This is a genomic window from Staphylococcus sp. Y174-1 (genome assembly GCF_049897865.1).
In the GTDB taxonomy this organism is placed as follows: Bacteria; Bacillota; Bacilli; order Staphylococcales; family Staphylococcaceae; genus Staphylococcus; species Staphylococcus saprophyticus.
Genome location: NZ_JAFCXB010000002.1, coordinates 496,729 through 509,225, shown reverse-complemented (window position 1 = coordinate 509,225; position 12,497 = coordinate 496,729). Strand labels below are relative to the sequence as shown.

Genomic DNA, 12,497 nt, shown 5'->3' with positions numbered 1-12,497 from the left:
AAAGGAGAGAAGAAATGAGAGACATTGAAACAATTGATACATTAAACCAATTAAATATAGATTTAGAAGGCGACGTGAGTTCACCATTAGGTTTTATTGCTGGTGGTTTACATTGCGGTTTGAGAAGAAAGAAAGTGGACTTTGGTTGGATTTATTCAACGACGCCAGCTACAGCAACAGGTGTTTATACATTGAATCAATTTAAAGCTGCGCCATTAAAACTAACTGAAGATAGTATTAATAAGGATAAAGCACTACAAGCCATTATTGTGAATTCGGCTATTGCGAATGCGTGTACAGGAGAAAAAGGTATGCAAGATGCGTTGGATACACAAGCTTGGATTGCTGAGCAATTAAATATCGAGCAACATCTTGTTGGTGTTGCCTCTACAGGTGTTATTGGATCGTTTTTGCCAATGGATAAAATACAATATGCAACGCAGCACGTTTTAAAAGAACAATATAATAAAAGTGAAGCATTCAATCAAGCTATTTTAACAACTGATACGATGACGAAACATCTGTCAGTAAAGGTTGAAATCGATGGTACCACAGTAACGATAGGTGGCACTGCAAAAGGATCAGGCATGATACATCCCAATATGGCAACAATGCTAGGATTTATAACTACTGATGCCAATATTGATGCGAATACGTTGGATTATTGCCTAAAACAATCAATCGATCAATCGTTTAATATGATTACGGTGGATGGTGATTCAAGTACAAATGATATGGTGCTATGCATGGCAAATGGTCAAGCGCAACATACACAAATTGATGCATTACATCCCGAATGGCATAAGTTTGTGAATGCATTAAATTTTGTATGCCACTATCTTGCCAAGAGCATCGCTAAAGATGGTGAAGGGGCAACTAAATTGGTAACTGTAAAGGTCAAGGGCGCTCACGATGTTGTTGAAGCAAGAAAAATTGCCAAGAGCATTGTCTCCTCGAATTTAGTGAAAACCGCTATCCATGGTGAAGATGCGAATTTCGGAAGAATTGTCACTGCTATAGGATACGCATCGCGATATATAGAACCTAGCGCAACCCATGTTTCGTTATGCCAAGTGAGTGTGTTGGAAAAAGGTATGGCTGTAGATTTTGATGAACAGCGTTTAAAAGAAGAATTAGCATCAGATAATATTTTAATTGAAGCGACTGTTGGAAACGGGGAAGGAGAAGCGGCAGCATATGGTTGTGATTTATCATATGAATATGTACGTATCAACGCGTCGTACAGAACTTAAGGAGTGACTGCAATGAATTATATAGTTATCAAAATTGGTGGTAGTACCTTGACCGAATTACATGAAACTACCATTGATGATATTGCACAGTTAAAGCAACAGGGTTTGCATCCGATTATTATTCATGGTGGAGGGCCTTTTATCAATCAAGCGTTAGAGCAGCAAGGCGTCGATTCATTATTTGAAGATGGATTGAGGGTTACTACAGATGAAGTAATGTCAATTACAAGTCAGATATTAATCGGAAAGGTGAATCCGCAGCTTGTAAGTAAAATGAATGATGAAAATATTCAAAGTATTGGGTTAAATGGAATAGATGCCAAGCTATTTGACGTTGAACCATTAAACGAAAAATATGGATATGTAGGCGAACCAATCAACATTAATACAGCAGTTATAGATCATCTTACAGAAGCATATATACCTGTTATTGCGTCTATCGGCAGACATAAAACCTCTAGACATTTATATAATATTAACGCAGATACGTTGGCGTACAAAATAGCGCAGACATTAAACGCACCTATCTATTTATTGAGTGATATACCAGGTGTCATGATAGATAATAAAGTAAAGGCCACATTGAATTCAGAGCATATTAAAAATTATATTGAACAAGAGCAAATATATGGGGGGATGATTCCTAAAGTACAAGATGCGATCAGTGCCATTGAATATGGCTGTCAAAAAGTAGTTATCGCAGCAGGTAACGAAGCGCATGTCGTGGAAAGGATAAGAACTGGGCAAGGTATTGGGACAACGATTGTGTTGTGAGCATAATATAATAGCAATTTCCTGGGAAATCGTTAAATCAAAGTATCACTATATTAAAAATTTAAAAAAGACTTTGTCATAGTATAAACAAAATTGGTAGATGCTTGAAATAGCGCTGTTTTTAGACGATGTGGTACATATTAAAGTAACGCAATTAGTTAGTGTTTTTCAGCTGCTATTTACATTGTAGGATTGAATTGGCGTGATAGTGTAATGGTTAATTTGAAAATAAAAAAACAACGCATATGCTGGAATGACGCATATGCGTTGTTTTTTTATAAATGGCTTGGATATCGTGCTTAGTGCTAATCAGGCCATTAATAATTTTTTGAATAAGTGATTAATAGTTCTTTATAGAAATCAATGAATTTAATGTACATTGCTTTTTCTACACGTTCATCTACTTGGTGTGGTTTTTCACCTGGACCAAATACTAAGAATGGGAAAGATTCATCTTTACCGCGTAGTAAATTAGAAGCATCCGTCACACCACCAATTGGGGCAGCGACAAAATCTTTATTAAATGCTGTTTTGCCAATCGTTTTAGCAGTGTCAATTAGGCTATTTTGACCAGTAGTAAGTACAGGATCTAAGTCAAGATATAATTCACTTTCTAAATTTGAGCCATTTGCATTATGTTTTTCAATTGTATTATTAAATAAATTTTTAACTTGGTCATTATTGTATTCTGGGATTGTACGAATATTGAAATCAGCATCAGCGTCTTCAGGGACAGAATTCACTTGAACGCCACCCTTGATTAATGTGTTAGTGATGACAAGCCCTTGTAATGCGGATTCAATTTCTTCAACAGCAAATGTAGCTGGTAGAGAAGGTTTCATTCGATCGATCAAATGAGTGAAGTCTAAAGATTCACCTTTAATTTCTTTAGATATTTTTTGATATGCGTTATCGATATCTTGAATAAATTCAATTAAAGGTTTAATTGCGTTTACACCGAGGATAGGCATAGAACTATGTGCAGAAGTACCTTGTGATTTAATACGATAGTCCATAGACCCTTTATGTGCGTAGACCATCATATCTTGACAAGGCTCGGCTATGATGAGTGCGTCAACATCATCCATGTAACCTTTTTCGTAGAGATTTTGTGAACCAAGTTGTTCCATCTCTTCACCTGAAGTAGCTAAGAATTTAATGCGTCCTTTTGTTAATAATTGTGCATCGTGCATTTCGATAAGAACAATAGCGAGTGCAGCGAGTCCAGATTTCATATCAGCAGCACCACGACCATATAAATAACCATTGTCTTCGGTAAGTTTAAAAGGGTCATATGACCATTGTTCACGATTACCTTCTGATACGACATCCATATGTCCAGATACACCGATGACTGGACTGCCTTCACCAATGTCGGCAATTAAGTTAGCGCGTCGTTCATCAACTTTATCAATGGTTGATTTAATACCGTGTTGTTCAAATAAATTTTGGAAGTATTGACATACCTCGATTTCATTATCATTTACTGTATTCATTGCTACAATATCAGATAATATTTGTACTTTTTCTTCTACAGAAAATGTACTCATAACATACCACTCCTTTAGAAAGACTATAACAAGTATACATCTGGCAAATTATTTTGATAAGTGAAAAGACTTTTAATAAAAACTTTATAATTTTAAAATATATATTGTGTATAATTACAATAGTACGATTAATTGATTAATAAACTTGTTGTATACAAGTTTTAAAGCTATGATATAGAGTAAGCAAATAAGCGTAAAAGAGGTACGATTATGACGTTATCATTAAATAAAATTCATCAAGCACACCAACAATATACAGGCGTAGATTTTCCGAAATTGTTTAAAGCTTTTAAAGATATGGGAATCATTGTTAATACAGTGAATATAGAACAAGGTGAAACATCTTATATTCATCAGGATGGAGCTGAAATTACGGATGAAAGTGTTAAAGTAGCTGTACCCATTGCACAACAGACACACCTTGCGTTGGTAAAAGATATATTGCAGCGTCATCAATCAGGTGAAACGGATTTTCCAAAGTTTTGCGATGAAATGGCACGAGCGGGCATTTATAAGTGGCATATTGATATTATCGCTGGCACATGTGCCTATATAGACAAGGAAAATCAGGTTGTCATTACAGAAAATATACCTCAATCTTGATATGTGTTTATAAATACGAGTAAAAAGATAAGGTATTTAAGACGTATACTATGACAGCATTTATAATTGATGATACGGTAGAGAGTGTAGAAAGATTATAAAGTGGCAAGATTAAAGCTTAATTATTAATTAAACGTGGGTTGTTTAGGGGAAAAGTTGCGAGTCGAACAATGACCCTAAAGTGCTTCATATAGATATATCGTGTTTAACAATGAAAGGGGACAATAAGTATGGCAAGTGTAGCAATTATCGCAGGTGGTAATAAGATTCAGTCTAGGTTAACAGGTGTAGTAAAATATGCTGAAAAATATTTAAATGATGAAGGCATTGAGACAGATGTCATACATGTACATCAATTAGACGCTGAAGCATTGATTACCGCTGACTTTTCAAATGAATCAATTAATGAAACACATAAAAAAATTGAAGAAGCTGATGGGATAATTATCGTTTCACCTGTATTTAAAGCAGCGTATTCAGGCATCGTGAAGACATATTTAGATTTACTGCCACGTGGCGCATTTACAGGTAAAACAGTCCTCCCGCTCGCATTAGGTGGTACATTTGCACATGTATTAGCGATTCAATATAGCTTAGATCCAGTTATAAAAGAATTGGGTGCAGATACAATTCATAAAGGTAGATTTATTTTAGACAAACATATTACATCTAATGAAGACGGTACTTATGGTTATGATCAAGAAGCGAAAGATGGCTTAAATAAAACTTTAAAAAAGTTTGTCAGTGATAAAGCGCAAGTAATAGAATAAAAGATATTGATTTAAAGGCGTATCTAAATAATTGCGATACGTCTTTAAAAATGCTTTGTTTTAACACAGGTGTATTAAAATATGTTAAAGTAAATAAAATAAGTTTTAAAGGCTATTTTTTTAGTTTTTAATTAATACAATTGTATTAAAAAGGGAGTTCTGATATATGCCCAAAGTAGTAGATCACGAGAAAAAGAAGCAGCAAATTATACAGTATGCATGGCAATCTATCGTAAGCAATGGCGCTAAGGGTGCTACAGTTAGAAATATTGCAAAGTTAGCACGAATGACACCAGGACAAATACGTTATTATTATCCAAACCATCATGATTTGTTAAAAGCAGTATCGGTCGAAGTAGATAGTAAAGTTAGAGGAAGAATTAAAGCGGTATATAACGACGGAAGTCTAAGCCCGCTTGATAAAGTCATACAGGCGATGTTGAAAGCTATGCCGCTTGATGAAGAACGATATGCGGATATGGAGGTCTGGTTGGCCTTTCAATATGAGTTACATGAAGTAGGTAAAGATTCCATGGGGAATGAAATCTTTACTTTAGTAAAAGCATCGATGTCATTTTTAGAAGAACATGACTTACTCGACACATCGTTAAATCAATATGTAGCAATAATGAAAATGCATGCATTATTGGATGGATTAGCATTACATAAATTGTTAAATCCCGAGCAGATGATAAATGAAGATATTGAACATTTAATAGAGAGCGAAGTGAAATCCTGGTTAAGGAGGTAATATAATGAACGGGGTATTAATGATACTTATTGCAGCTGAATTATTATTTTGGATTGTCATTATTTTAGGTTTGATTTCAAGATATGTCTTACGCATGAAACAAGTTGGTTTGATTTTACTTGCAATGACGCCTGTAATTGATTTGATTTTAATTATTACGATGAGTGTAGATTTATTAAATGGTGCCAAAGCAACGGTTCCTCATGGCATAGCAGCAGTATATATTGGCGTTTCAATTGCATTTGGAAAACAAATGATTCAATGGGCAGACGAACGTTTTAAATACTATGTTTTAAAGGAAGGAAATTTACCTGAAAAGAAAACGGGTATTGCTTATGCAAAAGCTTATTTTGTAAGTTGGTTAAGACATGTTTTAGCCTATTTGATTGGAACAGGTCTATTGTGGTTAATTATAAATATTGTAGGACAATGCGATAGTGTAGCAGCGCTTTATCATGTTATTAAAATTTGGACAGTTATATTAGGGATTGATTTATTAATCACACTGAGCTACTTTATTTGGCCCAGGCCTAAAAAAGTATAAAGTATAACGGATGATATAAAAATAGTGGAACAGAAATTTAATTTTTAGAGAAAATTGGATTTCTGTTCCACGTTTATATTTACTATTTTTGAATAATTTAAGATGGCTTTAAGTGCCATTGATGACGCGTATCATACGATAAGTGGAATGTTTCCGTCTTAATATCAATTGGATACGCAATGGAATGTTTCTCAGAAAATGACCAGCGTCTATCTTCAGGTGTGAGTAGTATATAGCTTTCATCGGATGTATCGCCTAGAAAGTTTAACGCATAAGGTTCAAAATGAGCGTGTTCAAATGTTTCGATTTTATAATCCGATAAAGCTTGGTAAATAGCATTTGTCTCATTACATACAAAGCCGATTTCACTGATTCTAGAAAATTCAGGTTCATCTGTAATGTTGGATACTCTTGCAATCAATTCCACGATGTTTCCAGATGGATCATTAAAGTATACAGCGTGTGCGACAAATGATTCAAAATAAGTTGTATGGTGCCCGTCTTCCATCAATAAAAATAATATATTTTGATAATGCTCTTTCATGTCATAAAAATGATTGTATGGAATATCAATTGCAAAGTGATAATAAGGTTGAACAACTTCTTCAGACCTACAAAATTGCAATTGTGTTTCACCAATTTGAACAATGAAAGTATCTTGATTAATAACTTCTACAGGACATTCCAAAGTTTCCTCATAAAATTGTAGCGTTTCTTCTAATTCTGAAGTACATAACGTTATACTTTCAAATTTCATATGTATATCCCATCCCCACGTAGTAACCATATTTTAAAAAGTATTTTAATAGTACTTTATCAAAATAATAATAAAGATGATAATATTAAGAATTTATATAACCTAAATGTTTTGAAATTGCTGCAGATTCTAAATTATCATCAAAAGCAATTATTAAATTATAATAAAGTATTTATGAAGTTAAATAAAAGGACTAAGCCCAACAGTAAGGGTTTAGTCCTTTTAAAAATACATTTATAGATTAAAAGAATATTGAGGTAATGATATAAGCACTTAAACCAACTAAGAGACAGTATAGTAATGCTGGGCCGAGTGTTTTTCTAATTACACTGCCTTCTTTTCCTGGCATATTCACTACAGCACATACAGCTACGACATTGTGTACGCAAATCATGTTACCAGCTGCTGCACCAATAATTTGTGCAGCCAAGACGGTATAAGGTTCTGCGCCAATGGATTGAGCAATATTTAATTGAATAGGTGAAAATGTCAATGTAGAAACGGTTGCACTTCCTGTAATAAAGGAGCCTAATGCGCCTAAGAAAGGTGCTACGAATAGCCAAATAGGTCCTAAGTATTTAGACATATTCTCAGCAATATATTCTGGCATGCTGATTAAATCACTTGTATTGATTCCAGAATTGATAAACACATGCACCATCACAAGTGTAGCTACTAATGTTATTCCAGTGGTTTTAATCGTATTTAGCGATTCTACGCTTGCTTGCGATAGATCTTTGAACGATTTTCTCTGTATTAGGATGGCGAATAAAGCAGAAAGTAGTAAGATAGTGCCTGGTGAATAAAGAAATTCCCAATCAGATGAAATTGTTTCAAAGCCTAGAATTTGATTCCAAGATAAATCTAACACTTGTGTAGTGAAATCTTTAATCAGTGGTACAGTTCTTGTCAGTAATAATAATATAACGACCATTAAATAGGGTGCCCAAGCAGTTAATAATGGCATGTCATGTTCTGATTTTGTGGGTGCATAACTGTCATCAAAACCGTCTTTCCATTCATTTTTAGGGAGTAGCCAACCTTTACTTGCTGTGACTACGGCTACGATAAGTCCTGTGAGTGAACCGAGAATTGCAACGAATTCAGAACCGAATAGAAAGGCATAGGCAAATGAAGAAGCGACATAGATGAAACCAATACAGGCTAGCCATGGAATCATTTCAACAATAGATTTGAGTTTGTTTGTTTTGCCAAAGAAAATAATCAAAGTAGCAATTAATATAATAGGTATAAAAATACCACTTAGTAAATCTAATGTTGTAATACGTTCAGCTGTAGCTTGAAACAGTGAACTATCTGCGTCATTTAATGTACTTAAACCGACCAATACAGGTGTTCCCACGGCACCAAATGAAACAGCAACGCTATCAGCAATCAAAGCGGTAACAACAGCTATCATCGGTCTGATACCTAGTGCTACCATGAGCGGTGCTGTGACCATTGCAGGTGTGCCAAATCCAGATGCACCTTCAATCAATGAGCCAAATAAAAAAGCCACAATAATAACTTGAACACGCATATCTCCTGATATTTTTTTGAATCCTTCATTAATACGTGTGACTGCACCAGTTTGTCGCAAAGTATTAAGTAACACAAGCGCACCAAATAAAATATAGAGAATGGTAAGAGTTTTATGAGTACCTTGAAGCATTGAGGCCAATATGACATGCCCTTGCATTCCCCAAACAAAGATGCCCAAGAATGTGACAATGAACGCACTAATGATCATACCCTTTAGTGCAGACATACGTAGTAATACTAAAAAAATAAAAGGCACAATGACAGCACTAAAAGCAACAAATAACATCATTTAAAAAATCCCCCTAAGTAAAAATAACAATCATCTAGTCATATGATGATTAAATATTATTCATTGTAAACGCATTCATGTAAAAATTCAAATTCCAATAAATAAATTATTTCATTTAAAAATGACATTTATTTTTAAAAACATACTTTAAGAGTGAAAACGTTTGTAGGAAATTTAAAATTGTAAACACAGTTTTTAATAGTAATTAAAACAAAGAAACGAAAAGAAACGAAAATAAATTTGCGATAATAGAAAAAATGAAATAAGATAATAGAAATAAATGAAAGCGTTTTCTTTTGATTGGAATAAATGAATGCATAGGGTTTTAAAGAAAGCGCATATTATTTGAAATAACATAGGAATGAAAATTTATAGATATAGGGGTGTTATGAATGAATAAAAAGTTAGCTAAAATGGGCATGCCACCGACACTATTATGGGGGTATATTGGTGTACTCATTTTTATGATGGGGGATGGCTTGGAGCTAGCCTGGATTAGTCCATACTTACATGATCATGGCCTATCTGTGCATCAAACTGCTATATTAACTACTTGTTATGGTGTAACGATTGCTATTGGATCTTGGTTTTCAGGTGTATTAGTAGAGATTATTGGTCCACGAAAAGTAATGTTATTGGGAACGCTATTGTATATTATTGGTCACATGATATTTGTAGGCTTAGCACTTCCATCCATGAATTATGGACTAATGATACCATCGTATGCGATTAGAGGTTTTGGGTATCCATTATTTGCCTATTCATTTTTAGTTTGGGTAGCATATCGTTCTCCACAGAAACGTTTAGGTGCAGCAGTAGGATGGTTTTGGTTTGTATTTACAGGAGGTTTGAGTGTACTGGGTTCATTTTATTCTTCGATGGCGATTCAAATATTTGGTCATATATTCACCTTATGGACTGCGATTTTATGGGTGATTGTTGGAACATTTTTAGCAGTATTTGTAAATCGTGATAAATTTGAAATAGAGAATAAAGGGAATGGTTTTAAAACCCATTTGAAAGAGATGGGCGCTGGTATTACAATTTTAAAACGAGAACCTCGCGTAGCGGTTGCTTGTATTGTAAGAATTATTAATCAAGCTGCACAATATGCATTTCCGTTGTTCCTTCCAATATATTTATCTACGAAAGGTATCGCAACGACGACGTGGTTAAATATTTGGGGTACGATTTTTATTGCAAATATTATTTTCAATCTTATATTTGGCGCATTAAGCGACAAGATTGGTTGGAAAAATACAATATCTTATATCGGAGGCGTTGGTTGTGCTGTATTTACTTTAGGCTTGTATTTTATACCTGAAATATTTACAGGGAATGTGTTCATTATCGGAACAGTAGGATTTTTATGGGGAATGTGTTTAGCTGGATTCGTTCCTATATCAGCACTTGTGCCTTCACTAGTGCATGATGGTGATAAAGGTCCGGCAATGGCTATATTGAACTTAGGAGCAGGTTTGTGTGTGTTTGCTGGACCTGGATTAGTCGCTTTATTCTACGATAGTATTGGCGTACAAGGTATGATGTATCTTATATTTGGACTTTATGTAGCAAGTGCGATTATGACTCGTTTTTTAAAAACACCAGAAGAGCGTGGTATTTTGAACGAAAAAGAAGCAACTTAAAATACGATGGATAACATATAATGAACAAGGCCGTGATATCTATAGATGTCATGGTCTTTTTTCATAGGTAATAATTAAATAAATTGAATAGATATTGAAATATAACGAAATTTATAAAAAAGCCTATGAAATATAAGGGGGTATCTCATAGGCTTTGAATGAAATTGACGATCAACGACTGATTCGAAAATTCATTTCTGATTAAAAGGGTGATTATGGAATTTTTTGAGGTGGAGTGGAAATAAAGGCTTTATTTTTCTTGGAAACCGCCTGAAACAAATTGTGCTACGATTTGTTTAATTACAGCTACAATATCTTTAAACATAATAATTCACCTCCGTGAGATAAATGATTACATTCCCAATATACAACCATTTTGATAATAAAAGATATGTAACGCATAACTTGAAATTTAAAGTTCACAACTGTTTATTTTCAGATATTTTCAATGCTTAAATGACGAGATTTTCGACGTTATTGTTTAAGAGACTTTAACTTTTTTTAAAATTGGAAAAAGCTGTCAATGTACATAAAATTAAATAATATTCATTTTTTAGTATAAATATACTTGAAATATCATTTAAATACCTTTATTATGTATATAAATCTTATAAAACATTGGAGTGATGAAAATGGGGCGTACACAACAGCATTAAACAAGCTAGCATTATTCAAGGGTAAAGACTTTTTGAAGACATGTGATTTTTCAGCAGATGAGTTACATACTTTAATTGATTTTACTGGTGAATTAAAAGAAAAGAAAAAGCGTGGTATTCCACACCCGTATTTAAAAGGGAAAAATTTGGCATTCTTATTTGAAAAACCTTCTACTAGAACGCGTTCAGCATTTAGTGTAGCAGCATATGATTTAGGCGCTTATCCTGAATACTTTGGGCAAGGTGATATTCATTTAGGAGTTAAAGAATCCGCAGAAGATACTGCCAAAGTTCTAGGTAGAATGTATGATGGTATTGAATTTAGAGGTCATTATCAGAAAGATGTAGAAGCACTTGCTAAAAATGCAGGTGTACCAGTATGGAATGGGCTCACTAATGAATGGCACCCAACTCAAATGATTGCAGATTTTTTCACATTAAAAGAACACTGGGGAACATTACAAGGAAAAACATTGACTTATGTCGGTGATGCTAGAAATAACGTAGCTCATGATTTACTTATTACGGGTGCAATTTTAGGTGTGAACATACATGTAGCCGCACCAAAAGCATTACAACCGGATGAAGATATTCAAGTTATGGCACAAAAATATGCTGCTGAATCATCGAGCGATATATTGATTACAGATGATATTCAACAAGCGATCTATCAAACAGATGCAATATACACAGATGTTTGGTTTTCAATGGGTGAAGATCAATCGGTATTAGAACCGCGTATCAATCAATTATTACCTTATCAAGTGAACAAAGAGATGCTGATCAACACAATGAATCCAGATGTTATCGTATTACATTGCTTACCTGCATTTCATGATGTAAATACACAAGTAGGACAACAAATTTACGAAACGTACGGCTTAACTGAAATGGAAATTTCAGATGACGTATTTAAAGGTGAACATGCTGTCATTTTTGACCAATCAGAAAATAGATTACACTCTATTAAAGCAATTATGGCTGTAACACTGGGTGATATTTTTTAAATTAGATGTTAAGTATTATGAAGAGATTTTGTAATGCTACTATAAAAAGGATGGAGCCTGGGACAAAAAGAAATGTCTTACACTCTTTTCCTACGATTAGTCAGTAGATGACTGAATTGAACATGTCAAGGCCCACTTAATTTAATGCATAGATAGTGTTAGCATTTTATTATGAAATAGATCGACGTTTCTACTTGTAAACAATCAACAAATTTAATTTGTTGGTTGTTTTTTTATCTTCAAATTTAAAAATGAAGTTAAGGTGTGACTTTCGTTGAAATGAAGGAAGTTAAAAGTATATATCTAAAATGAATTTGGACAACATATGGATAACTTAATAGATGCATATAATAGA

The 12,497-nt window shown here is 33.9% G+C and carries 11 protein-coding genes; 8 read left to right on the top strand and 3 right to left on the bottom strand.

Translation table 11 applies throughout. The features are described 5' to 3' along the window. The first annotated feature begins 14 nt into the window (after positions 1-14). Together argJ and argB are read left to right on the top strand one after the other, a co-directional pair. A complete protein-coding gene (gene argJ / locus ACP7BT_RS09290) occupies positions 15-1,253 on the top strand; it encodes a bifunctional glutamate N-acetyltransferase/amino-acid acetyltransferase ArgJ (protein ID WP_041079482.1) in 1,239 nt (412 codons plus the stop codon). Positions 1,254-1,265: 12 nt separating this feature from the next. Continuing rightward, positions 1,266-2,027 (top strand): acetylglutamate kinase, encoded by a 762-nt coding sequence (gene argB / locus ACP7BT_RS09285; RefSeq protein WP_041079480.1) that lies wholly within the window; start codon positions 1,266-1,268, stop codon positions 2,025-2,027. A gap of 317 nt (positions 2,028-2,344) precedes the next feature. Here argB and ACP7BT_RS09280 read toward each other — a convergent pair whose 3' ends face one another. Next, complete coding sequence (locus ACP7BT_RS09280) at positions 2,345-3,577, bottom strand: ArgE/DapE family deacylase (protein ID WP_426303762.1); 1,233 nt, start codon at positions 3,575-3,577, stop codon at positions 2,345-2,347. Between the two features lie 210 nt (positions 3,578-3,787). Here ACP7BT_RS09280 and ACP7BT_RS09275 point away from each other — a divergent pair, with 210 nt between their 5' ends. The 4 genes from ACP7BT_RS09275 (at position 3,788) to ACP7BT_RS09260 (ending at position 6,245) form a co-directional block, all read left to right on the top strand. Then, a complete protein-coding gene (locus ACP7BT_RS09275) occupies positions 3,788-4,180 on the top strand; it encodes a DUF1398 family protein (protein WP_041079478.1) in 393 nt (130 codons plus the stop codon). 230 nt (positions 4,181-4,410) lie between these two features. Continuing rightward, entirely contained in the window at positions 4,411-4,950 is a 540-nt protein-coding gene (gene ssuE / locus ACP7BT_RS09270) for an NADPH-dependent FMN reductase (RefSeq protein ID WP_041079476.1), read from the top strand. A 166-nt stretch (positions 4,951-5,116) separates the two neighbouring features. Then, positions 5,117-5,701 carry a TetR/AcrR family transcriptional regulator gene (locus tag ACP7BT_RS09265; RefSeq protein ID WP_041079474.1) on the top strand — a complete coding sequence of 195 codons (585 nt, stop codon included), beginning with the start codon at positions 5,117-5,119 and terminating at the stop codon, positions 5,699-5,701. 4 nt (positions 5,702-5,705) lie between these two features. Beyond that, positions 5,706-6,245, top strand: coding sequence for a hypothetical protein (locus tag ACP7BT_RS09260; RefSeq protein ID WP_041079472.1), 540 nt, complete (start codon positions 5,706-5,708; stop codon positions 6,243-6,245). 97 nt (positions 6,246-6,342) lie between these two features. On the opposite strand, the gene ACP7BT_RS09255 is transcribed toward ACP7BT_RS09260, so the two are convergent. Both ACP7BT_RS09255 and ACP7BT_RS09250 read right to left on the bottom strand, forming a co-directional pair. Further along, positions 6,343-7,002 (bottom strand): glyoxalase/bleomycin resistance/dioxygenase family protein, encoded by a 660-nt coding sequence (locus ACP7BT_RS09255; RefSeq protein ID WP_037537545.1) that lies wholly within the window; start codon positions 7,000-7,002, stop codon positions 6,343-6,345. A gap of 241 nt (positions 7,003-7,243) precedes the next feature. Next, complete coding sequence (locus tag ACP7BT_RS09250; protein WP_041079470.1) at positions 7,244-8,833, bottom strand: L-lactate permease; 1,590 nt, start codon at positions 8,831-8,833, stop codon at positions 7,244-7,246. A gap of 392 nt (positions 8,834-9,225) precedes the next feature. Here ACP7BT_RS09250 and ACP7BT_RS09245 point away from each other — a divergent pair, with 392 nt between their 5' ends. Both ACP7BT_RS09245 and argF read left to right on the top strand, forming a co-directional pair. Further along, positions 9,226-10,479, top strand: coding sequence for an MFS transporter (locus ACP7BT_RS09245; protein WP_041079468.1), 1,254 nt, complete (start codon positions 9,226-9,228; stop codon positions 10,477-10,479). A 595-nt stretch (positions 10,480-11,074) separates the two neighbouring features. Then, on the top strand, positions 11,075-12,142 hold the full coding sequence (gene argF, locus ACP7BT_RS09240; RefSeq protein WP_181877808.1) for an ornithine carbamoyltransferase: 1,068 nt from the start codon (positions 11,075-11,077) through the stop codon (positions 12,140-12,142). The last annotated feature ends 355 nt before the right edge of the window (positions 12,143-12,497 follow it).